This is a genomic window from Okeania sp. KiyG1 (assembly GCF_014132355.1).
In the GTDB taxonomy this organism is placed as follows: domain Bacteria; phylum Cyanobacteriota; class Cyanobacteriia; order Cyanobacteriales; family Microcoleaceae; genus Okeania.
The window spans coordinates 1-26956 of sequence record NZ_BLZO01000173.1 but is presented as its reverse complement, the minus strand read 5'-3'; the positions used below and the strand labels follow the sequence as shown (position 1 = coordinate 26956).

Annotated in this window: 11 protein-coding genes and 2 pseudogenes; 7 read left to right on the top strand and 6 right to left on the bottom strand. The window is 34.2% G+C overall.

What is annotated here, in order from left to right; translation table 11 throughout:
• The first annotated feature begins 963 nt into the window (after nt 1-963).
• The 5 genes from SAGCYANO_RS38335 (at nt 964) to SAGCYANO_RS38315 (ending at nt 10540) form a co-directional block, all read left to right on the top strand.
• Entirely contained in the window at nt 964-1131 is a 168-nt protein-coding gene (locus SAGCYANO_RS38335) for a hypothetical protein (RefSeq protein WP_202224821.1), read from the top strand.
• Nucleotides 1132-1690: 559 nt separating this feature from the next.
• The gene (locus SAGCYANO_RS38330; protein ID WP_202224822.1) at nt 1691-1933 is read left to right on the top strand and encodes a zinc ribbon domain-containing protein; all 243 of its coding nucleotides are present in this window, start codon (nt 1691-1693) and stop codon (nt 1931-1933) included.
• A gap of 442 nt (nt 1934-2375) precedes the next feature.
• On the top strand, nt 2376-5732 hold the full coding sequence (locus SAGCYANO_RS38325) for an ATP-binding protein (protein WP_202224820.1): 3357 nt from the start codon (nt 2376-2378) through the stop codon (nt 5730-5732).
• Between the two features lie 2206 nt (nt 5733-7938).
• Nucleotides 7939-8325 carry a hypothetical protein gene (locus tag SAGCYANO_RS38320; RefSeq protein WP_202224819.1) on the top strand — a complete coding sequence of 129 codons (387 nt, stop codon included), beginning with the start codon at nt 7939-7941 and terminating at the stop codon, nt 8323-8325.
• A 262-nt stretch (nt 8326-8587) separates the two neighbouring features.
• Nucleotides 8588-10540, top strand: coding sequence for a caspase family protein (locus tag SAGCYANO_RS38315; RefSeq protein ID WP_202224818.1), 1953 nt, complete (start codon nt 8588-8590; stop codon nt 10538-10540).
• Between the two features lie 652 nt (nt 10541-11192).
• On the opposite strand, the gene SAGCYANO_RS38310 is transcribed toward SAGCYANO_RS38315, so the two are convergent.
• Nucleotides 11193-13232: a glycosyltransferase family 39 protein gene (locus tag SAGCYANO_RS38310; protein WP_202224817.1), complete on the bottom strand. Its 2040-nt coding sequence runs from the start codon at nt 13230-13232 to the stop codon at nt 11193-11195.
• Between the two features lie 439 nt (nt 13233-13671).
• A complete protein-coding gene (locus tag SAGCYANO_RS38305) occupies nt 13672-14163 on the bottom strand; it encodes a hypothetical protein (RefSeq protein ID WP_202224816.1) in 492 nt (163 codons plus the stop codon).
• Nucleotides 14164-14626: 463 nt separating this feature from the next.
• Here SAGCYANO_RS38305 and SAGCYANO_RS38300 point away from each other — a divergent pair, with 463 nt between their 5' ends.
• The gene (locus SAGCYANO_RS38300) at nt 14627-14959 is read left to right on the top strand and encodes a DUF565 domain-containing protein (protein WP_202224815.1); all 333 of its coding nucleotides are present in this window, start codon (nt 14627-14629) and stop codon (nt 14957-14959) included.
• An 891-nt stretch (nt 14960-15850) separates the two neighbouring features.
• Nucleotides 15851-16924: a glycerate kinase gene (locus SAGCYANO_RS38295; RefSeq protein ID WP_202224814.1), complete on the top strand. Its 1074-nt coding sequence runs from the start codon at nt 15851-15853 to the stop codon at nt 16922-16924.
• A 933-nt stretch (nt 16925-17857) separates the two neighbouring features.
• On the opposite strand, the gene SAGCYANO_RS38290 is transcribed toward SAGCYANO_RS38295, so the two are convergent.
• The 4 genes and pseudogenes from SAGCYANO_RS38290 to SAGCYANO_RS38275 form a co-directional block, all read right to left on the bottom strand.
• The gene (locus SAGCYANO_RS38290; protein ID WP_202224813.1) at nt 17858-18646 is read right to left on the bottom strand and encodes a pentapeptide repeat-containing protein; all 789 of its coding nucleotides are present in this window, start codon (nt 18644-18646) and stop codon (nt 17858-17860) included.
• A gap of 1347 nt (nt 18647-19993) precedes the next feature.
• A pseudogene (locus tag SAGCYANO_RS38285) lies at nt 19994-22586 on the bottom strand (GAF domain-containing protein).
• Nucleotides 22587-24105: 1519 nt separating this feature from the next.
• A pseudogene (locus SAGCYANO_RS38280) lies at nt 24106-25238 on the bottom strand (glycosyltransferase family 4 protein).
• A 690-nt stretch (nt 25239-25928) separates the two neighbouring features.
• Nucleotides 25929-26111, bottom strand: coding sequence for a hypothetical protein (locus SAGCYANO_RS38275; RefSeq protein WP_202224812.1), 183 nt, complete (start codon nt 26109-26111; stop codon nt 25929-25931).
• Between the last annotated feature and the right edge of the window lie 845 nt (nt 26112-26956).

Genomic DNA, 26956 nt, shown 5'->3' with positions numbered 1-26956 from the left:
TTCAACATCTAAACACAAACTTTAACAAATATTAACATATATCGTCATATTTTCTTTATTTTCTTTGTAAGGAAGATAGCATAAAAAATATAGCTGGATGATGAATATATGAATAATATTTCCAACTAGATTCGGCAAGGGGGTCTCCCGGTATAATTTCCGCTTTAACGGGAGGTGAATTACCGAGAGTAAATTAAACAGGTGTCGATTGATGTTTAAATCAAGCAATAAAGAGTAGCAGAAAAATTATGATAATTACTCATTGCTACAAAATTAAGCCCACTTGTGAACAGTCAGTCAAAATTGATTATGGGGTAGAACACCTGCGAAGGCATGACAATTATGTTTTGGGCCAAAGACTAGATTGGTAAAATAGAACTAGATGTCAAGTTGACCGTTGTTAGTTAATTTCATATCCTATTGGTGAATTTTCTAGTAGACCAGATTATTATTTTCAGCAATCAGCACTTAAACAGACAAAACAGTTATTTCCTGACTACAAAGAAATCTCCATAGGAAGTTCAACAAATTAACTTACAAAGGTTGGATCGAGCTTGTAAATTTTGGCTAATACCCGATCGAACTGGTAGACGTGGAGGAAGGCCAAGATTGAAAAAATCAGGAAAGTTAAGGTAATTTTGTTTCAGTAGAGTTAATCATCCGCTCATCAGTAATTAAATTTTATGGAAAACAAATAATTACTAGGAGGTTTGGTGCTATACCTGTAATAGTTCATAGACCAATACCAGAAGGTTTGACAATTAAAACTGCAACTATAACCAAAAAAGCGAGTACGTAATTCTGGGGAAACCCCAGAATGTAAGACGCACTCAAGAAGCTGATGGTTATTATGTAAGTAGGGGCGAACAGCTGTTCGCCTTAGAAGATAAGTCAGTACCTAGTTTAATTCCTACTAACAATATCAAAACTGCTGTAGGTATTGATGTAGACTTAAAAGAGTTTTTGACTACTAATACTGGTGAGACTGTTTCTGTTCCTAAATTTTATAGAAAATCTCAATTTAATTTAGCTAGAAAACGTAAGCATTCAGCTATTAGCAGTCAGCATTTCCTGCGGAATGCTGCGCAAACAGCTTTTAAAGGTACAGGACTTACTAAAGTTAGCTCATAGCTTTTTTATTTCCTGCGGAATGCTAGGCAAACATAAGTTTTAATTCTATTTAGAGAGTAATTCCTCCTCTGGTGTGATAGTGACTTAATAACTCATAGCTGATAGCTGACCGCTGAATGCTGAGTGCTTACTAGAAAACAAAGAAAGCAGCTAGGAAGGAAATTTGCTCTAATAATTGGAAAAAGGCACTTTGATAATTAATAATTAATAATTAATAATTAATAATTATCAGAATTGAATTTCAATAAATAAACGTCTAATAAGTAACAATTAATAGTGAATAATTAGTTTCCTTCTTTCATGATTAATTAGGGTTTGCTGAAAAAGTATTATGGGTAAGGGTAGGAGACAGGATAAATGGGAATTATAGAGGAGGTAGGAGCAAGAATTGTAAGAATGATTTTTCTGCCCAAATCTTGACCAAAATCTGCTCATTTTTGAACCATTACTACTTAAAACTTCGCACTTTTGATACTTAAAAGGCTAAAATCTTTATATATAAAGACTTTGAGATTTAATCAGCAAGCCCTAATTATTCATTATTAATTATTAATTATTAATTATTCAAGGTGTTCATGTAATTAAAATTAACCCTCACAATAGGTCACAAAATTGTAGTAATTGTGGTCATAAAGTACCATTAACTTTATCAGTTAGAATTCACTATTGTCCTAAATGTAAAGTAGTTTTAGATAGAGATGAAAATGCTGCAATTAACATATTAAATAAAGCATTAAACGAGGTGGGTATTATCTTGCCTGCTTGTGGAGGCTTAGATATTGGCCAGCCCGTGTTAGCATAGCGTTGCGCCAGCACTCGCAAGAAACTTCTGAAACTTGGCTACAGTTATCTTTGTTTGTGAGCTTCCCGTTATCATCTCCGATTTAACAAAGAGAACTTCACCAATATCTCTAACATAGAACTAGCTTAACTAAGTTGTATCCGCGTACAAGGTATTTAATTCTGTGGCGATCGCCAATTACTATCAAAATTTTAACTAACCATAAATTATAGAAGTTTCCTACCAAGTGTTAATGTAGCTATTTTGAATAATCTGGTAGATAGATGTAGGGATAATTGGGTTTGGTAATAATGGCCTAAACTTATAGTTAGGTTAGTCAAAATACGCTCATCGCTAATGAACTTACTCTCAGCATATTATATGCTCTAACTGTCATGTCAATGCCCTACAGTACTTTAAAAAATTTATATCTTCTATACCAATTTGCTTACACACAGAAAATTTGCAAGTAGTATGGTCAATTTTCTGTAAAGAAAAATACAATGAGTTAGTAGTAGTCAATCATCAGGAGCAACCACTAGGACTAATTTACTTACATAATTTAATTCCCGATATAGATTTAAAGTCTGAAACTCAACCTTCTCAAAATCATGCTCTAATTTTGAATTGGCAACAACCTCTATCTGAAGTAGATTCTTTAACACTCAATGGCCTGAGAGTATTGTCGGCAGATTTAACTATTACTGAGTTATGGCCATATATCCAGGCACGAGCGGAAGGGCAAATCGATCGAGAATCTGATACTTTAGATATTGCATCTCCTAGTACACCTATTGCAGTAGTAGACAAGGAAGGTAAATTTTTAGGACTACTAGATACCTTGCGTCTACTAGAATTTATTGCTACAAATCAAGAGCTAGGGACAAAATTGAGTAGCAAAAATTGTATCTCTACTCCACAAAATTTTACAAATATATCTGGGAAATTTTTACCTACACCTACTACCAATAAAAATTTACCCCAGGCAACAGCAGAGACTTCTTCCGACCTCTATTCATTAATAGAACTTTTAGAAAAACTGCCTCTAGCTCTAATGTTACAGAGCAATGAAGGCGAAATTGTTAAGCAAAACCTGGCATGGCGCTCTCAGATAACAAAAGAATCTGATTTGATGAAAATTGCAGATGCTGTAGTAAGTTTATCTAGCAAAAATATCAAACAACAGCAAAAAGGAGTCACAATGCCAGACTCTCTAGCAGCAGTGAAAGATATGATTACATTATCATGTCCAGCTACAACTAATTGGAAATTTTCTCCTGCAACACTTTTACAAGAAAGAGCAAAATTACCAGAGTCAAATTCTGCTTCTAGCTTTTGTTATTACACTCAACCAAATACCTACCTTTGTACTTGTCCTCAAGAAAATGGCCAGGAACGAGTATGGCAGTTTAGTAGTCAACCGTTATTTGACTTGACATTAATTTTAGCTCAGGATGTCACGGAGCAACACTTGATAGCGAAGGAGTTGGAAGCTAAAAATGCTGATTTGATTCAGCTTAATAGACTTAAGGACGAATTTTTGGCTTGTATTAGCCATGAGCTGAAAACGCCGTTAACTGCTGTATTGGGTTTATCTAGTTTGTTGAAGGAACAAGCTCTGGGCAGTCTTAATGAACGTCAAGCTCGTTATGCTCAACTAATTCATCAAAGTGGTCGTCATTTAATGGCTGTAGTTAATGATATTCTAGATTTGACTCGCATGGAAACAGGTCAGATGGAGTTGAACTCTCAACCTGTGGATATTCAGAAAGTTTGTGGCCACGCTTTTCAGGAGGCTTTACAACTTCAGTATAAAAATCCTCAAGGTTCATCTTCTTCCTCAGTACCTGATTCTTTAAAAGCAAAGTATAAATTGGAAATAGAACCTGGTCTAAATGTTGTAATTGCAGATGAATTGCGTTTGCGTCAGATGTTGATAAATTTGTTATCCAATGCTTTGAAGTTTACCCCAGCAGATGGCCAGATGGGATTGAAAGTAGCTAAATGGGAAAAGTGGATAACTTTTACAGTTTGGGACTGTGGTATTGGCATCCCAGCAGACAAGCAACATTTGATTTTTCAGAAGTTTCAACAATTAGAAAATCCTCTGACTCGTCAGTTTGAAGGGACTGGTTTAGGTTTGGTATTAACTCAACGTTTAGCTCATTTACATGGTGGGGATGTTACGTTTATTTCTCAGGAAGGTAAAGGTAGTGAGTTTACGTTAATTTTACCACCAAGTCCACCTCCAAAAGATTTAGGAACTGAAGGATGGGAAACAAATGATTATCTCAAGGAACAAGGGTTAATTCCTACTCAGGAAAGTGAAGTTGGTACAAAAAAATATAATAAATTACCTGTTAATAATTACCAAGTACCTGTTATTAATTATTCATCTCGTTTAGTTTTGATTGTTGAAGCAGTGCCACGATTTATTGAAGATTTAACGAGTAAGTTAACAGGTTTAGGTTATCGAGTTGTTATTGCACGTTCTGGCACAGAAGCGGTGGAAAAGGCGCGAAAATTACAACCAAAATTTGTATTTCTTAATCCATTACTGCCTCTTTTATCGGGTTGGGATGTATTGACTTTGCTGAAAACTGATGTTGATACTTGTCAGATTCCTGTAGTAATAACTGCTACTAGAGGAGATAAGGAACGAGGGATAAATAATGGTGCAAATAAGTTTTTAAGTTTGCCTGTGGAACAATTAGAATTAGAAGAAATACTGGCAGAATTTCCTGATTCAGAATTACAAAATCATTATCAAAAGTTAGTAGTTCTGCGGTTGGTTCCAGGTAAATATGAGTTTCAGCAGTCTACAGAAGAAGATTTTGTTTATGAGGATAAGTTCCTTTCTTTGCCTGGGGAATATACGGTAATAGAGGCAGATGATTTAGCTCAAGCAAATTTACTTGCCAAGATTTGGCAACCTAATGTGATTCTGATCGAAAAAATTAGTAATTCAGTAAGTCCAGTTGAATTTATTAAGAAACTAAGTCGATATTCTACTTTAACAGCTATTCCTTTAGTAACTTTAGATTCTGAAACTACTCAAGTGGCTAATCAAGTTAAAGAATTGTCTGTGTTTCCTTGTTTAGCTTTTGAAAAAAATGACAATAATTTAACAGAAACAACACTTGATTATGAATATTTAACCTCTGCGTTGTGTCAAGTAATTTCTATTGCTGCTGGTATGAGTTGGAAGCCAACTATATTAGTTATGGATGTGACGAATATTACAGATTTAACGGCTCCTTTAAAAGATATTTTGTCTCACAAGACTACAGTTAGTTGGTCGGAGTTGAGTCAGGAAAAAAAGGAGCTAAATTTGGCAGATGATACTTTTAATTCACCAAATTTTTCAGCGTTTATTCCTCATGTAGAAGTTGGCAATCAAAACTGGGATAAAATTATTAAGGAAAGTGGGAAAGATTGTGAAAAAACAAAGTTACCAATTGATAGTACACGGGTATTAGTTCAGTATCTTGAAACTTCTGGATTTAAAAGTTTAATTGGTAAATCTTGGATTGAGGTTTGGCAACAGTTACAAAATCAAAGTGTAGATTTACTACTAATTTGTTTGCAGGATAAATTACCGTTAGGATTAGACCAAGCATTATCTAATTTGGAGCAAATTGTCGCAAAACCTCCGATTTTGGTATTAGAAAATTCTCATTATCAATTACCAGAAAATCTTACAGGAAAAAATCTAAGTTTAGTCTTGAGCAAGATAGCTACAAAAATTTTACCTTTTGATTTATCTATAGCAGATTTATTAGAGGAAATTAAGCATCATGTGATGAGTAATATTGAGTAAGGAAGAAGGAAGAGGGAAGAAGGAATAAGGAAGAAGGAAGAAAGAAGAAGGAAGAAGGAAGAAGGAAGAAGTTAAGTAAGTATGATTGGGACTTATACATTACTCTAGCCTAGAATATAGAAGCAATTTGGTATCTTTGTCAGCGATTAAGTTTTTTTACTAGGAGTCAGGAAATGGAGGGAAGGAATATGGGAAAAAGATTGAAAAATAATCCCCACTTCCTCATCTCTTTTTAAATAGATATCAAATGGGTTTGATAAAGGGTAAATATTTCTCTTATCTGGTTTGACGCTAATTTCAATTCTATTACTCAACGCGAAACTTCCTGAAAATTATCTCAGGATTAAGGTTTATATATTTTCTGACTTCTGTGATAATTAAATTCAATTCTCAGCATTCTGGGTAAATATTTCTCTTCTCTAGTTTGGCGCTAAATTCAATTCTATTACTCAAGGCAAAATTTCCTGAAAATTATCTCAGGATTAAGGTTTATACATTTTCTGACTTCTGTGATAATTAAATTCAATACTCAGCATTAAGGGTAAATATTTCTTTTTATTCTCTAGTTTGACGCTCAATTCAATTCTATTACTCAAGGGGAAATTTCCTGAAAATTATCTAACGATTAAGGTTTATATATTTTCTGACTTCTGTGATAATTAAATTCAATACTCAGCATTCTGGGTAAATATTTCTTTTTATTCTCTAGTTTGACGCTCAATTCAATTCTATTACTCAAGGCAAAATTTCCTGAAAATTATCTAACGATTAAGGTTTATATATTTTCTGACTTCTGTGATAATTAAATTCAATACTCAGCATTCTGGGTAAATATTTCTCTTCTCTAGTTTGACGCTCAATTCAATTCTATTACTCAAGGCGAAATTTCCTGAAAATTATCTAACGATTAAGAATTAGCATATGTAGGGGCGAATGGCATTCGCCCTCACTGATTGAGGTTTATACATTTTCTGATTTCTGTGATAATTAAATTCAATTCTCAGCATTAAGGGTAAATATTTCTTTTTATTCTCTAGTTTGACCCTAAATTTAATTCTATTACTCAAGGCGAAACTTCCTGAAAATTATCTCAGGATTAAGGTTTATATATTTTCTGACTTCTGTGATAATTAAATTCAATACTCAGCATTCTGGGTAAATATTTCTCTTCTCTAGTTTGACGCTCAATTCAATTCTATTACTCAAGGCGAAATTTCCTGAAAATTATCTAACGATTAAGAATTAGCATATGTAGGGGCGAATGGCATTCGCCCTCACTGATTGAGGTTTATACATTTTCTGATTTCTGTGATAATTAAATTCAATTCTCAGCATTAAGGGTAAATATTTCTTTTTATTCTCTAGTTTGACCCTAAATTTAATTCTATTACTCAAGGCGAAACTTCCTGAAAATTATCTCAGGATTAAGGTTTATATATTTTCTGACTTCTGTGATAATTAAATTCAATACTCAGCATTCTGGGTAAATATTTCTCTTCTCTAGTTTGACGCTCAATTCAATTCTATTACTCAAGGCGAAATTTCCTGAAAATTATCTAACGATTAAGAATTAGCATATGTAGGGGCGAATGGCATTCGCCCTCACTGATTGAGGTTTATACATTTTCTGATTTCTGTGATAATTAAATTCAATTCTCAGCATTAAGGGTAAATATTTCTTTTTATTCTCTAGTTTGACCCTAAATTTAATTCTATTACTCAAGGCGAAACTTCCTGAAAATTATCTAACGATTAAGAATTAGCATATGTAGGGGCGAATGGCATTCGCCCTCACTGATTGAGGTTTATACATTTTCTGACTTCTGTGATAATTAAATTCAATACTCAGCATTCTGGGTAAATATTTCTTTTTATTCTCTAGTTTGACGCTCAATTCAATTCTATTACTCAAGGCAAAATTTCCTGAAAATTATCTCAGGATTAAGGTTTATATATTTTCTGACTTCTGTGATAATTAAATTCAATTCTCAGCATTCTGGGTAAATATTTCTCTTCTCTAGTTTGACGCTCAATTCAATTCTATTACTCAAGGCAAAATCTCCTGAAAATTATCTCAGGATTAAGAAAGAGATTGTCTAGGTATCAATGATGAGGTGGAATTTACTCAAAAATTTTCTGAAATGGAAAGATATTTGTCTTTTGATTGAATACTTAGTCAATAAATAATTAAGGAGCAATTATTCTTATGTCAGACACCATTAGAGTCATAACTTATGGCAGTATTAACACCGCTACAACTGATAATAAAGAAGGTGCAAAAAGTATTGATGCGTTTAGTCCACCCATTCCTAGATTTTCTACAGAATGGTCTTCTAAATCTTCGGATAAAAAGATTGGAGAGTATGAAGTTGCAGTGGATACTTTAGAAACAGAAATGGGTCATTTGATAGATGTTTTTGAGCGTTTGTTGAGTAGAGCAGAAAAACAAACTCAGACTGAAATTCAACTAGATGAAATAGAACTTTCAGTTGAAGTTAATGGAGAAGGAAAAGTTAGTCTTTTCGGCAGCGGTGGAAAAGCTGGTGGCAAAGGTGCTATAAAACTTAAATTCAAGCGACAGCTACAAAACTAAAATTCAACTAGATGAGATAGAACTTTCTGTTGAAGTTGATGGAGAAGGAAAAGCGAGTCTTTTCGGAAGTGGTTTCAGCAATTAACAATTAAAAATTAATAATTACCTCTCCCTTTGAGGGAGAGGATTGACGTTTAAGAAAAAAAGAAATTTTTCCCTTTGAAAGGGGAGGCTTTAAACCTGAATTATTTAATTATTAATTATTCGGTAAAAGCTGTTGGAAAGGGTGCTATAAAACTTAAATTCAAGGGACATCAACAAAATGGCTAATAAGTTTGCAATGACTATTGGAGTTCAGGAATATCAGTTTGTTCTTCCTCTCAAGTGTGCTGCAAATGATGCTGAAAAAATGCGAAATTTTTTACTTAAGAAAGCAGGTTTTGATGAAGTTTGGCACTACTCAGATGATTCTTCTAATAGTGATGAATATCCAGGACGTTCTAATATAGAAATAAAATTAGAACAGATTGGAAATTTATCAATGGGGTCTGACGATCGCTTTTGGTTTTTTTTCAGTGGCCATGGCTCCATATATGATGGTATTGACTACCTGATGCTTTCTGATACCCATAAAGATATTCAAAAAAGTGCTATTTCAGTTAACTATGTCATTCAGCAGCTCAAAAAATGTGGAGCGGGGAATGTTGTATTGTTTCTGGATATGTGCAGAGACCAGGGTATTAAAAGTATCAAAGGACCGGGAGAGCAAACTAAACAAAAAGCTCGTCAAATGGGAATGATTAGTTTTTTTTCTTGTAGTTCTAATGAATATTCTTGGGAACTACAAGAACTTCAGCATGGAGCTTTTACTTATGCATTGTTAAAACTATTGGGTACAGAGAAAGGAGAAACTGTTAAAAAGTTAAATAAATCTCTGAAAAAAACGGTGAAACAATTAACACAAGATAAAGGACGACAAACTCCTTGTGTTGTAGCTGACCCAATTGAAATGTATCATTCTATTTTGATACCAAAATATGCAACTATAAACAATTATCAAAATGAAATAGAAGAGGATTTCCTGACGCCTATTGACGAAAAAATTGCATCACCAAAACTGCCAAAAGATTCAATTTGTGTAGAACCAAATATCGATCTAGAGAATCTGAAGGAATTTCCTAGTGAACCTCAAACAGATAATCTTAATGGGCAGACTACAGATAATCAAGAGGAAGTAATGACTCTCCAGGAGTTATTACAAAAAAGGGAAATAATAGAACATATCGGGAATCAAAGCAATGAAAAACAAGAAGAGATAGTAACACAAACTCAGTCAGTATTAAGCACATTAAATATTCAGGAAAAATCTAATAAGTTTTCCTGGACAAAAATATTAGTATCTGCAGCATCATTAGTAATGTTAGCCTTTGGTACTAACCTAATTACTTTAAACCCACTATCAGAAGCAAAAAATAAATTACCTAAAGCACCTTACCCAGGTATGAACGATGACTATAAAAGGATTCGACTTGTTGATGAAAGAGTTAATAATATCCAGGAAGAAAATTTAGCAATTATACAGTTTAATCAAAATGATATTCCGGCTGGCAAATGGGCTGTAGAAAGATTACTAGAAACAGGAAAATTAGAAAAAGCAAGAGAAGCGATCGCTGCTGTACCGGAACAACTCAAAGACTATCCAGAAATTAATTTTCTTAAAGGTAGATTAGCTTGGGAAATTTTCCAAGATAGTAATCAAAATAATCTGATAGATGAAGCTATAAGTTATTGGGAAAAGGCTGCTGCTAAAAGTCAAAAAAATATTCAATATCACAATGCTTTAGGCTTTGCTTATTACACTAAAGGAGATATTGAAAAAGCTTATAGTTCTTGGTTAAAAGTATTGCATTTGTCAGGAGAAATAACCCCAGAAATGGAAAAAGCTCGTCCTGTTCCTGATAGCGATCAGGGAAATTTATCTATCAATAAGAGAGAAGCTTTGAATGCTTATGCTGGTCTGGGATTAATAAAGTTTAAATCTGCTCAAAATTTACAAAAAACTCCCAGGCAAGCTTTATCTTATGTGAATAAAGTCATGGGAGAAAGTGGCAAAGATTTTCATATTCAACAATTGCAAAAAAATTGGCTGTGGTCTCCCAGGGCGCGTCAAGATTGGGATTTTATCTTAAATCTCAATATTCAAAAGCAGGCATTTGAACAGAATAAATATTCTGAAAAAGTTGCAGTAATATCGTGTCCGGTTGAATACTTATAAATAAATGACGGAGGAGTCAGGAGTCAGGAGTCAGGAGTCAGGAGTTAGGAGGGAAGAAAGAAGAAGAAAAAAGCAAGAAAATAATAAAGAGGAGGAAAAGGAGAAAGTTTTTTCATAACTAATTATCCGGACATAATATAAGATATTGAAAATTTAAATTTACCGAATAATTAAGGTTTAAAGCCTCTTATTCTTTGAATAAATCAAGAAAAAAAATCATGTTCACCAATACTCTTATTTTAAGTAGAGGTAATTAGGGTTTGCTGATTAAATATCAAAGCATTGACTGATACTGGTTTCAGCTTTTTTTGGTCGAAAAAAGTGCAAGCTTTTCGGTCGCTCAAGCTCAAAAAGCAAGTATTTCGGAATGATTATGGCATAACAATCTTAGGACGATTCTTCTGACTACCTCCTCTATAATTCCCATTCCTCCTAACTCCTGTCTCCTGTCTCCTGTCTCCTGTCTCCTACCCCAGCAAAAAGACTTTTTCAGCAAACCCTAATTATTTATAGCGTTTCTCAGGTTGCTGAGGTACAGTTGTTTTTCTTCTTTTCTATTCCCTATTTCCCTACTCCCTAAAATAAACGAATTTTGTAGCTCACGTTTCTTGAGAATTGCTATGTTAATTATTAATTGTTGAACTATTACCTATTACTGCTTTTTCAAGAATATATTTTTAGGAACTTTGCCTAATTGATAAGCTCCACGACTATCTAAATATTGATATTGTCCTGGCTGTAATCCCACATGAATAAATTTTTTAGGATAACCAATCATTACAACATTACCAGAAGAGTCTTTCTGAACAATTTTCTCTAAATATTCTCTGGCATTTGTAGCACGTCTGAAAAATTCTACTTGTTGCTGAGTATAAAAAACTAAACTAGGTTTTTCAAAGCTAATCATCACTATTTCTTCTCCAGGTTGTCTAACTTCAACAATAGTTTGAGCTAGTTGACGTAAGGGTAATTGACGTTCTTTATCTACTAAAAACATCATCGGATTAATAGTAAAAATTAAACAAGCTACTAATCCAATAAAGTTAGTACTCCAAATCCAAGAAGCTTGTCTTTTAACTAAAAGAAATCCCACCACTATTGCTGTAGTTGTTAAGATTAATCCCCCACGAGTTAATAAACCTGACTCTCTAATTAACTCTGGGAAATATGGCATAGCTGGGTCTCCATCTAACCAGTTAAAACTGAAGATAATTGCTATGGCTAAAATGAGCATAAAAATGATATTAGCGACAATTGAAGCAGATAAAAACTTACTTATTAATTTAGAATTATTTCTCTTGAACTTGGCAACAGGTTGAACAGAATTATTACTTGTATTAAAAGTTGATGTGGAATTATTAGCAATTTCATTAGCCTGACTAGGACTAACAACTAAATCTCTATTAATAATAATATCACTCCACAATAATCCTATTAATATTGCTGCTGCTGGCATTAAAGGTAAGACATAACTGGGTAATTTGGTGGCAGAGACTGAGAAGAAAATGAAGATACAAATAAACCAGAAAAAAGCAAATAGACTTAACTGTTCATTTCGAGGTTTATTGCGCCAATAACGACGTTGCCAAAATTTAGTTTGAGCGATCGCTATTGGTAAATAAATAGACCAAGGTGCAAAACCAATTAGTATGACTAAAAAATAAAAGTACCAAGGCGCTCCATGATGATTAACAACTTTGGTAAAACGTTCAAAATTGTGATAACCAAAAAAACTATCAATATATTCTTTGCCATTTACTAAAGTGACTAAAGAATACCAAGGCAAAGTAATAGTCAAAAAAATTAAGCTACCACGCAAAATATTGATTTCTTGCCAAATTTGAAAAAATTTACCTACATATAATAAAAATGAACCAATAATTAGTCCTGGTAAAACAATTCCAATGGGACCTTTGGCGAGAACTGCTAAAGAAATTAGGATATAAAAAGCTAAATACCATCTGTTAATTGTGGGAGTTTTTGTAGCTATTGATAATTGATTTTCATTTGGCTGTGATGAAACTTTCTCTCTGAGTATTTTGCTGTTTTTTGACTGTTGATTTTTTGGGTTTTGAGGATAATTTGCTTGAGAGATTTGATTACTATCTGCTTGTGAAGCATATCCCATAAAAAAAGCGAATAAAGCCGAACACATACAACCTGTTAATAACATATCAGAAACTCCAATACGCCCCCAAGCAATAGTTTCTGGATTTAAAGCAATAGTAGCAGCACCAATCCATGCTATTAATAATTTTACTATTAAAGACTTATTCTTACGGGTAGATTCCTGATTACTCAAATGATAATTACCATATTTGTAGAGGACGTAAAATCCAAAACATACTAAACAAGTAGCAGATATTGCTGAAGGGAGACGCACAGACCATTCATTAATACCAAAAAGATGATAAGCGATCGCCATTAACCAATAAATTAAAGGTGGTTTATCAAAGCGAGTTTCTCCATTAAAATAAGGTGTAATCCAATCTCCAGTTTCTACCATTTGACGAGCCGCTTCAGCAAAAAGTGGCTCTGTTTCATCAATTAGACCAATATTTCCCAAATTACAAAAAAAGGCTAACCAAGCAAGTAAAAAAAGCCATAAAACAGAAAGTCCCAATGCTAAAAGATGATTTTTTGGTTGAGTTTTAAACCAATTGATAATTCCTAATTCTTGTATTAGTTTCATTCAGATTTAGTTATCCTTTGTTCGTCTTAAAAGTTTCGACCCTAATTTAGCTAAAAATTAGACCAAATTGAAAAAAGAATGTTACAAATAAACTTGCCAGTAGATAATTAATAATTAATAATTAATAATTAATAAATCATACCATTTCTCTGTAACAATGCGCTTAATAATTATTACCAAAACCTGAATTTTACTAATAGCCGTTATCTTTTATTAAGCGCAACTTCATGGATAAATGGTATAACAATTAATAATTTACCTAACACCTACCACCTACCACCTAGAAAGTTATTTGTAGCAAACATTTATCAATTTGCTATTAGACCTTTTGCAAAAGTTTTACTTACATAAATTCAAGATATGAAATCAACAATCCCCTATTCCCTATTCCCTATTCCCTATTCCCTCTATTGAAAGAGTGACCATTAATCATATTTTTTCAAGGCTTTAAAATTAACAGCCATTCTAATGTTTCTCTATTCCAAGTAGGAAATTTTGTTTCTCCTACAACATAAGGTCCCCAGTATAAACGAGACCCATCTTGGGCAAAGACAACTAGGATATCTCCTGGTTTCAAGGTTAATTTTTCTTCTGGCAAAGAAAGTATTAATCCTCTATTACTACCTTCTCCCGGAGCAAAATCCCAGTGAGCAGATTTTTGGTAAGATTGGTCTGAGGATTTAGCTAGTAGTGCTAGACGAATTGGACGATCTGTACAGTTGCTAACTCGAAAAGCTCCTTTATCGGTTTTTACTATAGATGATTGAGAAGTAGTTGTGAGGACACCACATTCTTGAATCTTTTTTGTTGGAGATGTTGGTAGGGGTTTCTGAGTAGGAATATTTAATAACTGAGGTTGATAAAATGTTTCATAATCATTTGTTTCCCAAAATATTGTTAACTGAAATCTGCCAATAATTAATCCTAACAAAAAAATATAAAAGTAATAATAGCTTGTGTATAAGGTTGAAATTTCATTTGAATTTGATTCTTTCTTTTAATTCTTTAACTGGGCATCCTGATTTTGTTCAATTAACCTGATACATTACCGAATAATTAAGGTTTAAAGCCTCTCCTTTAAAGGAGAAACAAGAAAAAATTTTCCTTTTATTCAATCATCTTCCTTTTAGGGAGAGGTAATTATCAATTATCAATTATCAATTATCAATTATTGAAAGCTTGCTCTTCTGCTATGTTAAACTACCTAGAGTATTTTTAACTTTCAAATTGATTTAAAAAGTCAAAAAGTTCAAAAAACAAAAATATAGCACTACAAGAATTGGTTAGGACAATTTTAAATCCTAAAACCCTTTTACTGTTTGCTATTCCCATATCCGGTGTTCCCTATTCCCGATTCAAGTAGCCCTATATATTTAACTTCAATATCTATATCTATGCAAAATACTCGTCTCAATAGATTATTTAATGTTATTAGTGAAAGATTTAGGCAATGGTTAAGTAATCCTTGGCGTAGAATTTCTCTATTAGTTATTAGTTTGTTATTTGGTAATTTTGCTGGGACTGCGGTTTCTACGATCGCTGGACAAGAAGGTTACTTAGATGTTATTTACGCTTTAATATGTCTGCTGATTACTGAACTATTAAACTGGTTTGCTTATGGTATTAAGGGGAAAATAGCACGTTCTTTGGGAATAGATATTTTGAATGGTTTTAAAATTGGTTTTACTTATGGTCTATTTTTAGAAGCTTTCAAATTAGGTTCTTAGATCGAGGTGGTAGGTGGTAGGTGGTAGGTTTTAGGTGGTAGGTGGTAGGTGGTAGGTTTTAGTTACTAAACTGTAATTTTGTCCGACTACTTAGCAGTTAACTAGCTTTCAACTATCAGTTTGGGTTTAAATTATAGACTTCTACAAGCAGGATAATTTAAGAGGGATTGAAATACCATTTTAAAAGGGATTTCTCTCGATTTAAGTATAAATATAAACTGTTTGCTGACCGCTTTTTAAAGTAATGATTAATATATAGCAATGAGAAATCATTTCTAAAAAATGTAAGGATATATAAAAACTCTGAAACTTTTACCTCTATTCTCTGTTAAGAGTTCTCTGTTCCCTAAATTAAAAGATATTTTTACTCTCAATTGAAATAGGATTACTATATTTATATTTCATCTTCCCTTTAAACCAATATCTACATTTCCTAAACTATAGGGTTCTGTTATTATTATCACTATGCTCCGAAGGTCGGGCGTTCAACAATTAATTATTAATTATTAATTAGGGCTTGCTGATTAAATATAAAAGTATCTACAGATAAAGGTTTTAGCCTTTTTGGAGCCTTTAAAAAGTGCCTGGTTTTCAGTTCTTCATGCTCAAAAAGCTAGTATTTTAGGCTCATAGTTGGGCAGAAAAATCTCAAAGGACAAAACTTAGTTCCTACCTCCTCGCTCATTCCCTTTTCTCCTGTCTCCTGTCTTCTGTCTCCTGTCTCCTACCTTCACCCATAAGACTTTTTCAGCAAACCCTAATTATTACCTCTCCTTGAGAAGGAGAGGCTTTAAACCTTAATTATTCGGCAAACTTTTTCAACCTAAAAACTAAAACCTAAAACCTAAAACCTACCACCTATTACCTTCTTGAATAGTTAATTTAATTCTTATGGAATTTTCCAATTTATCTCTAGTACAAATTTTAGAAGCTTTAAAGTTAGGAAAGTTTCTAGGAAAAAAAGAGTTAGCAATTTTAGAAACTCAGGAATTAATAGACCGAAAACGAGCCGTAGTTTTTAACATTACTTCAGAAAATGTGAGAGAAGTAATTAGAGAGCGATCGCTTGTATTTCAATCTATAATTACTGACTATCATAAATTACCCTTGAAGGATAATAATACGTTAGAGAATTTATGGAAATTTTGGTTGCCTTTAGGGATAAAACTAGCAGATAAATGTCAAAATTTAGGTCATCCATTAGTTCAAGGTATTTTAGGCGGACAAGGAACAGGTAAAACTACTCTGGCTAAAATTTTAATCTTGATTTTAGATAAACTTGGCTACAATACAATATCTATTTCTATTGATGATATTTATAAAACCTACGCTGAACGTCAACTATTACAAAAACAAGATTCCCGATTAATTTGGCGCGGTCCCCCAGGAACTCATGATGTTAGTTTAGGAATAGAAACTTTAGATAAGTTACGTCAATCTCATAATCAAAATTCCGATAATTTAATTCCAATTCCCAGATTTAATAAATCTCTTTTTAATGGTGCTGGAGATAGAATAGAACCTGAGATGGTAAGTAAAGTTGATATTGTTTTATTTGAAGGTTGGTTTGTTGGAGTTAGACCAATTGCTGAGAAACTTTTTAATGTTGCACCACCACCTATTATTACAGAAACAGACCGGGAATTTGCCCGTGATATGAATCGAAAATTAATAGACTATTTACCTCTTTGGCAAAAGTTAGATAAATTAATTGTTTTATACCCTACTGATTATCGCTTTTCTAAACAATGGCGACAACAAGCAGAACAACAAATGATTGCTTCTGGAAAGTCGGGAATGAGCGACGAGCAAATTGAAAAATTTGTCGAATATTTTTGGAAAGCATTACATCCAGAATTATTTATTAAGCCACTGGTAAAAAATACTGAATTAGTAGATTTAATCATAGAAATTAATTCCGATCATTCCCTTGGCAAAATTTATCAACCAAATTATTTTAATTGAGCAACAAGACTTTATTTATTACTATTCATTTAGAGGTTGTCTGAGAAGTCCCATTTGCTATATCCAAGCCCCCGCGCATCCCCCAATTTTGGGGGACTAGAGCAAGCAAATTGACTCTTGTTCCCCCCAAAGTTGGCTTGCTCGGGGGGCAAAATTCAGTATCAAAAAAACTTTTCAGATATCCTCTTAAAGTTTTTGGCGAAGAGAGCGTGAAATGAAAAATATACAGCAGATTCCAAGTATATAAAGTACAGAAATTAACAATTAAATGTTTGTAGTGTGGGCATCTTGCCCGCGATGGGTGTACCTCACTAAAGCAGAATCTGCTGTATAACCCAATAGGATGTTCATTAATTGATAATTGATAATGGATAATTGATAATTACCTCTGGTTAAAACCGTTACGGAATTGAATATAAGGAAATATTATTTCTTCTCTTGGTCGATTGGATATGGCGAGGAGACCGTTCCCTCCGGGACGCTACGCGTTAACGTAGTTGTGCGTTAGCAAACGCCATCCCACCCTACGGGAAGCTCCGCTACGACCGCTGTCTTGGTCGATTGGATATGGCGAGGGGACCTCGCCATCCCATCCTACGGACTGCTCCGCAAACGACCGCTTTTTTCCCCTTAAAAGGGGAGGCTTCAAGGCGCGAATTATTTAATTATTAATTATTAATTATTAATAATTCGGTAAGCAGTGAGAAAAGTCAGTGTCTTTCATTTTCTCTTGTCAACACTGAGCATTCTAAAACTACTTAGAACTGTATATTAGTTTGACTCCAAACTATTTATCTATCGGGGTTATTTAATTCTAGATTTTGGCAATGAATTTATTGATTTTCAGACAGCAAAAGATAAATTTCCTAAAGCTGTAAATAACGTAGTTTTGTCAATACATAAAATCGCACAGTTTAGAATAAACAGCCCTATTTATTTATAAACCTTTTCTTTACCTTCTTCTTGAACTTCAGGAACTGCTTTAGGAGCTATTTCAGGAACTACTTCAGGGACTATTCTTTCCGGAGCACAAGCAATAAAATTAGTTAATAAACATACACTTGGACCTATGCTTGTACCACGCAAATTAACCCCTTCTAAATTAGCTCCACTCAGATTAGCAAGAGTTATATTTGTTTCAATAAGTTTTGCCTTAGCAAGGTTAGCATTAGAAAAATTTACATCTTTCAAATTTGCTTGACGCATATCCGCATTAAAAAGATCGGACTCACTCATATTGGCATTTTCTAAATTAGCTCTAAACCAATATGACTGACGTAAATTTGCATTAGAAAAATTAGCCCCACTAACAACAGATTCAATCAAATTAGCTTCAAATAGATTAGCATTTTCTAAAGTTGCTCCTGTCAGATAAGCTCTAGATAAATTAGCATGAGCTAAGTAAGCATCTGTTAAATCTGCACCTCGAAGATCCGCATCATTCATTTTTACTCTAGAGAGGTTAGCATTAGAAAGATTAGCACCAATAAGATTAGTAACAGCAAGATTAGCTCCAGATAAATTTGCTCCTTCAAGATTTGCACCTTCGAGGTCAGCTCCAATCAAATTAGCATTATATAAGTTAGCCTCACTAAGGTCACATCCCGAACATTCATTAGTTTCTAATAGTCTTCTAATAGCTGCTGGATTAGCTGCTTTTGCTGAATTTATCCAGCCCAGTTGGGATAAAATCATTATGATTGCTAATATTGTCAGTTTCATATTCAGTATTTGAGGATATAGAGAATAAGTGAACAGAAAATATATCTGAGTCGTAAATATACAAATAATTTTGTCTATTTACTTATATATAGATATAGATAATTGCTTAATTTATCATACATCCAAATTTTTTAGACCGACAAATTTAAAACAATAGACATATTCAAAAATTAATAAAGTGCCTCTATCATTTGACTTCAGGTTACTTGCAATGTCAAAAATATAGCAATCCTATTTTATTCGTGTCCAAAATATTGCTGTTTTTTGGGAATAGGAAATGGGCAATGGGCAAGAGTTTTGAAGTTTATTTCTAGTTTTTGAATTTTTACAATCTATTTAGGATTACTATATTTGCGTAATTTTATGACAGAATCAGGTTTTGAGATATTTTCTATTACTAATTAAATATTGATTGTCAAATTTTTTTACTTTTTTGTTGACTAACTACAGATTTTTTAGGCCAATATAAATCAACCAGTTCTTACTCTGACAAAATGTAAGCATTATCTTTTAATCTGAATCTTTCTCTAGCAACTCCAAATATTTGATCCCAATTTTAAAAATTTATGCTACGGAAAAACAAACCTATATTGAGTAAGGATTTACAACTACTTATTTGTAACATTATTTGATTAAATTGGTATTAATTAATCTTATTACCTGTTCTACAAATATCCTCTTTCTTGAGTGCTTCTTACATTCGCCGTGGGACGGTCAATTAAGAACTTGCCTTTTGGATTTTTCTTGATTCTCTTCTTTAATTTCTGGTGGTATTTCTTTTTTTCTTGCTTTCTGTTTCGGTATAGTTTTTATCTTGACTCCTCTATGGGTTTTAACTCAACAGAAACTTTTGTTTTTATCAACTTTATCCTGTTGTTTTCTTCATCTATTTACATCACTTACTAGACTTTTTATCTTAACTATTATATTTACTATTTATTCTTCTTCTAGTGTTGTTATTATTTGATTTTTGAAAGTATAGTAATCCTATTTGATTGGATTTTTCTTGATTCTCTTCTTTAATTTCTGGTGGTATTTCTTTTTCTTGCTTTCTGTTTCGGTATAGTTTTTATCTTGACTCCTCTATGGGTTTTAACTCAACAGAAACTTTTGTTTTTTATCAACTTTATCCTGTTGTTTTCTTCATCTATTTACATCACTTACTAGACTTTTTATCTTAACTATTATATTTACTATTTATTCTTCTTCTAGTGTTGTTATTATTTGATTTTTGAAAGTATAGTAATCCTATTTGATTCCTGTCCAAAATCTTGCTGAATTATTAAGTATTTGACATTCTGTTAAGTATTCACTCCCAATTTAATACTTGCTTATTTCTAACTTTAACTATTTAGTTATCATAGTATAACTTCCATCCCAATCATGTGGTGGTGGATTTGTTATATGGTCAACCGATCGTAGAATATGTGCACTAACAGCTTCATCATCAGGTCTAATTTTTTTAGCACTCTTAAAGTCACGAACAGCCGAAGCAAAATTCCTTTCCATATAAGCTTTCCTAGCTCTAGAATAAAGTTCTAAAAACTGTTCTGTTTCCTGGTCAATATTATCTGAACTTGCACCAATCAATTCATATATACTTACAGATTTTTGCTTACCTTTAACTTTAACCTTATCCAATTCTCTGACCCTAATATGATCGCGACAAAGTTGATAAGTAAACTCACTTAAAATAATATCGCAGCCATAATGTTTAGTAATTGATTCTAAACGGGAACTCAAATTTACACCATCACCAATTACTGTATAATCCATTCGTTTTTTAGAGCCAATATTACCAGATACTACCTCTCCTGAACTAATACCAATACCAATTTTAAATTGCGGTTGATTGGGACGAGACTCATTAAATTCCCGGAGACGATGACGCATATCTAAAGCAGTTTTAACCGCCATTAAAGCATGATCTTCTAAAGGTAATGGTGCTCCAAAAACAGCCATTAAAGCATCTCCCATAAACTTATCTAAAGTTCCTTTATGGTTAAATACTGCCTCTACCATTGTTTCAAAATATTGATTTAGAAGCTTAACTACTGCAGAAGCTTCTAGGTCTTCTGTCAGAGTTGTATAACCTCGAATATCAGAAAATAAAATAGTTACTTCCTTACGTTCTCCTTCAAGTAAAGCATCTTCAGCTAAAGCCATTACTTGTTCTGCAACCTCCGGAGTCATGTAGCGATACATGGTATTTTTCATGCGTTTTTCTTGACTAATATCTTCAAGAACTACCAATCCACCACGCACACCACCTTCAGGATTAGTTAGGGGATTAACTGTTAGATTTAAACTACGTTCAATGACTCGATCTAGTTCAGATAAATCTATTAATCTGCTAAAATCTATATGGTTATATTGAACTAAATTTGCCTGTAAATTTGTTGGTGTTTGTTCCCCCCAAGGAAGAAAAATATTAGGATTTTTTTGGTCGGGAACTGCTAAAATATAAGCTACTTCTTCTTCACCTTCAAATTTTATAAAAGAACCTACTCGTAAATTTTGCTCTGGAACATATTGCCTAGTACCATGCTGTAAACTATCCTCTAAACGGAACTGTAAATTTTCAATTGGTATAACTTCCCATACATATCTACCAATCAGTTTTTCTTCCCAAAGTTGTCTACTTGTTTTACCTTTTATCTCTTTTTCAAGAGGACAGCCTAACATTTCTAAAGCTGCTCCATTTATAGTCACAATTTTGCCTTGCATATTTGTAGAAATTACAACATCAGACAAACTTTGTAGAATATCTTTCTGATATTGCTTTTCGACTAAAACATTTTCAAAAAGTTGAGAATTCTGAAGGGCAATACCTGCTTGAGCATTAAAAGCTAGTAAAAATTGTTCATCCGAAGAATTAAAACTACCTTGATTTTTATTAATTAACTGAGTTACCCCAATCAATTCGCCCTTAGCATTGTACACAGGCATACAGAGAATATTTCTCGTTTGATAACCTGTTTTTTGATCTGTACTAGGGTCAAAACGAGGATCTATATAAGCATCAGGAATATTCAGAGTTTGTCCAGTAGAAGCAACATAACCAGCTATACCTCGATTTGCAGGAATTCTAATTTCCACCATTTTTTTTTCATCTGCTGTCGCTACCTTAGTCCAAAGTTCATTTGTTTCTTTACTAAATATAAACAATGTGCTACGGTCCGCTTGCATCAAATTACAAGCTTGATCCATTACAGCTCTTAAAGTTGTTTCTAAGTCTAGACTTTGACCTAAAGTTGTGGTTGCTTTCAACAATGCTGAAACCCCTCGCTGATTCCGAGCTGCTACATAAAATGATTGACAACTTTCTATGATAATTCCCATTGAGTCCCCTAAAGAGCGGAATAGTTGCTCATCTTCTCGATCAAAAGGGACATCATTCGCTTTATTAAGTAGTCGTACTACTGCTACTGGTTTGTCAGAGTTGGTGGTACTGAAAACTGGTATGCAGAGGATAGTACGAGTATCATAGCCTGGAGGTTGGTCTACTTCTTCGCTGAAGAGTGGATGAGTTTTGGCATCAGCAATATTGAGAGCTTCTCCTGTTGTGGCTACATGGCCTAAAATACCAACATTGATTGGTAATTGGTACTCTTGGGACTTACCCGTACTTTCGAGAATAGTCTTGTACCAAAGTTGTTTTCTCTTGATTAACTAAGAAAATAGTTGTTTGATCTGCTTTCAAGATTTGACCAATTTTGACAGTAAAGGCATCTAATAGTTGTTCTAGTAAAGTTTCAACACCTTCATTGTTAATTAAGTCAATAGCTCGTAGATATTGATGAAATTCAGCAGTAATAAAGTCTAGCAGACAAACAAACTCTCCTACTGGCAAATCCTTGACGCGAGTTGCCAGTAGACCCATACGATCGACTTGAGTCAATGTTGCCAGAATACTACCAGCAGCGTTAGAGAATGTCATTTGAACTGCTTTATCTTAAAGTTAAATTACTCCAACTTAAGTGTATATTTTCTCTGGGTTTAATTTTTTCTAAGCAGATAAAGTTTTTTACTTACAAAAAATGTTATATTACTAGGCTAGACTATATTTAAGTATATTTCTTGCAATAGTATCGCAAAAATCTAGAAAAGTTAGGACAATTAGGAAGTATTTAGAATATGAAAGTTTAGTACGATTAGTAACATTCTATCATTAGTATTACTATGCTTCATTATCGCCGAAAAATTGGGTCTTAATCCTCCCCTTTGAAGGGGACTTTTTATTTGCTCGTGAATTAAATATATGCTACACTACAATTAGTTGCCGGGGCACGCCCCCGGATGACTTGCGCTAACGGAAACTCTAAACGGACCTGGAGACAAGCATAACCCACGCCCATCCACTCCCGGGAGGGGAGCAAGAGGGGTCGATGCAGTAGCCTAAGAAGCGTCAACCCGCCGAAGAGTTACGTCTCGCTAGGAATATCTGTGCCTTTAGGCCAGAGAGGATGTCAAACAAGCTTGAATTTAATATCTCGCAGCCCATATCTAAATCATATATTTCTAGATACGGGTAGGTAACAGTATAGATTCTGTAAAATTTTGTTGTATAGCCTAATAGTTTACCCTTTTTGACAATCTCTAACAATAATCAAATTTTTGTATAATAGAGTTGTCGCTAAATAAAGGAAAAAAATCGCTCTAACCTAGACAGAGCAATAATTCCAAGCATTTTTATTTTCCAATAGCTACAATCCTTACAGAACAAGGTTTTTGTAGTCGTGTAAAAATAACTTGAACAGTTTTTAATGGAAGCTATATTTCACAATTTATCCCAGATAAAATTTGTACAACTTATTCTTACATGGCTCCTTTGGGGATTTTTAAGTTATAAAGCGACAAGTCTAATAAACGTTGTACATAAATATAGTCTTTTGTCTCCAGAAATTGGGGATTAGATTGAGATAATTTAACTTTAAGTCGGCGATCGTAAAAAATCGAATATCCTCAAGAGTCAGGGATCTGAGTTCAATAGGGTGAAATTCTTGGACTGACACCCTACCTCTAGACACATAAGAACATAAGTCCAAGCCTCTTTATTATGACCAAGCAGAAATTGAGTCAGGGAGATAATCAAAAAAAAAGAGGAAAACAAAAAGCAGCTCTCTTTTGTCTTTGACTATGGGATAGAGGAGCCAGTGCGTTGGGTTAGTCCCCCTACTTAAAGTAACTGGCGTAGTTTTGTAGTGCCTCCTTCGGAGGACCTTGACCTTTGTCATGCTACCCAAACGCTAACACCCGGTCAGGGTAACACTTGCAAAATAAGGATATGTCTTATGTGACTATATTTTTATGAACTATTTAATCTGCTTTCTTAAGAGGTTCCACAAGCAAAATTTTCTTTTGCCTATAGATTCCAGTTTTTCCCTACCATGGATAATTTCCATCCATAGCACCCTTTGACTTAGATGGAATTAGCGCTCTTTGCAGATAGTCTTAAATTATGCTGCTGATGGTATCGAATGGGCAGAAATAACTTTTTGATAATAGTTTCTTAACTGCTGAGTTGCTGCTGACCATCCCCAACATTCTGCTTCAGCTCTGGCATTTTGACGTAGAGTTTCTCGTTCCTCTGAACGATCTAAGAGATTTTGAGTAGCTGTAATAGCTCCTTTTTCATCAGCAGGATCGAATAGATAACCATTTATTCCATCTGTAACAATATCAGGAATGCCTCCAGAATTAGCTGCTACTACAGGGGTGCCAGCGGCCATAGCCTCTAAAAGTACCAATCCTAAAGTTTCGGTGCGAGAAGGAAAGATGAAAGCATCAGCAGAGGCATAGGCAGAGGCCAATTTTTGACCCCGGAGATAGCCCACAAAATGTGTGGGAGTGCCTGCAAAATGTTGTTCCAGGGATTCTCGGTTAGGTCCATCTCCTACAAGGGCCAGGCAAGCATTGGGGATGGCCTCCAGAATTGGTTTAATACGGTCAATCTCTTTTTCTGCACCTAAACGGCCAACGTATAGTAGTATTGTACTATCTGGATTTCCTTGACTAAGGCGATCGCGCATTTCTTGACTAGCATGGTGTGGTTGAAATAATTCTGTATCAACTCCGCGTTGCCAAAGGTCTACTCGCTCAATGCCATGGTTGCTTAATTCTTCTACCATTGCTGTAGAGGTACAAAGATTTAAGTCTGCTTGATTATGGCCCGATCTTAGTAATTCCCATAGTAAACCTTCGAGCATTCCTAAACCATAATGATGTAAGTATTGAGGAAGGTGGGTATGATAGGACGCTACAAGTGGAATATTCAGCTTTTTAGCATAGTATAGGCCACCTAAGCCTAATACTGCTGGGTTAGCTACATGAATTATATCTGGCTGAAACAGCTCTAGCTGGTTGCCAATAGTAGGAGTTGGTATTGCTAATTTTAATTCTGGATAGAGGGGTAAGGGAAAACCCTCAATGCCACAAATTGTTGCTCCTTGATATTCTTTCAGTCCTCCCTCGGGGAAAATATTAGCACTTGGTCGCCAGCACGTTGCAGATGTTCAACAGTGTGGCATAGACGGGTAACTATACCATCTATTTTTGGTAAAAAGGTTTCGGTAAAAAGAGCTATCCTCATAAGTATAAAAATATAAATTTATTGGCTGGAAAAATATTAGCAAGAATATTGATTAATTTTTTGATGTATTGACTGCTCCCCGGACGTCAAGTCACGGGGATTCTAAGTGCAGATACTACGCAACACCGATAAATCCGTGTTGCTCCGTCTGTTCTTAGCTGACCAAAGATATACTCTCTGGGGACAATGTCAAAGTGCCCCTACACAGTCGGCTTAAGTAGAGGCGTTAACGATAGTTATGCGCAAGCTTTCGGCCGTTTCTCCGAATGGCGCCCCTACTGCTTTGCGGCTTACTTTTGTGATGATATTTGCAGCCCCATTACAGTCTGCATTCACGCACCAATTATTACCTGTTCTATACAAACCAGGCTTTATTCTTTTCGGTGACGGTTTCCAATCATTGGGTTTCTCACCATAATTAGGTAGATTGTCACCATCTAAAAATGAAGGGGCGAATGGCCATTCGCCCCTACAAGTATAACTTTCCTCAGTTTCTATAAATATTATTCCATATTCAGAGCATAACTGAGCTATTCTCTCTTTGAGTCTAGCTGTAGGAATTGGTACAAATTCTGAATTACTTTTTATGACCCTAATCTATTTGATTTTTCTGACCTTTATTCCAACCAAAAACAATTGTACCAATAGAATTTTTGTGCGCAATGATTAATTACTATTCTGGCTGCTTTATTAATACCCAAATCGGATTTGGCGGTTACGCTTTTCTGTAATAGCAGCTAGCCTATTTGACCAAAATCCTAACGGTTTATTTTCTTTGATAGTTGATACCTGTTTGTTGTACCAACGACTATCCTCCCGGAGGGAACTAAAGGGTGGATGTTTACCATCTACAACCTGCGCTCGTACCCACATTAGATACACAGGTCAACCAATTATTGACACCATGGTCTATTCCTAATACATTATCTTGATTTAATTGAGGTTTAACTACTACTTCTTTTTCATAGACAAATTCATAGTAAAAACATCTGTTTCTCGGTAATATTCTCAGTTCTTTAAGAGAAGCAAAGTTGAGATTACTCGGCTTGTGAATATAAAAGCAATCTAGACCAAACCAGCGCTTACAGGTATTACAAGCGTGGTACTCTAATTTGATTATCTTTAAGTTTTAATGCTTGCTTGGGGTAACTAACTGTAGCCATTCCCCCTTTTTTCTGTAGTTAGGAATCCTTGGTCTGTTTGTGATTTTACCTTCATTATAGGCTTTTATTAAACCATAATAAGACCTAAATGATTCAGCTACAGTTCTCAATATTTGTTGTGCTGAAGAGCGAATATAAAACTTTATAGTGATTGTTCTTTTGTAGACTAATTACTGCGTCAAACTTGCCCAGAGTTTTGTGAGACTTAAAAAATAATTGCCGACCATAATATATTCCCATGTTAGTGAGCTTGTGAGACTGTTCACATAAGAATGTTAAGATAGCAATTAATTCGGGATTTTTACCTACTAAAACTTGCTGACAAGAGTACATTTGAAACGGGGATTGGAAATTTTATTGTGGGTAATAATAGCACAGGACCACTTTAGTTGTCTAGTCTAAACGACTCGCTTGTTTTCATCCCCGGGTTAAAACACGGGGCCTTCAACGTGGCTTTTCGGTCAAATAAAATACATCGGATTAAAATCCGACTCCTCGCCTTTCATCCATCGCTTAAAAGACGATGGCTTTCATGCTCCCGTGTTATTTAGGTAA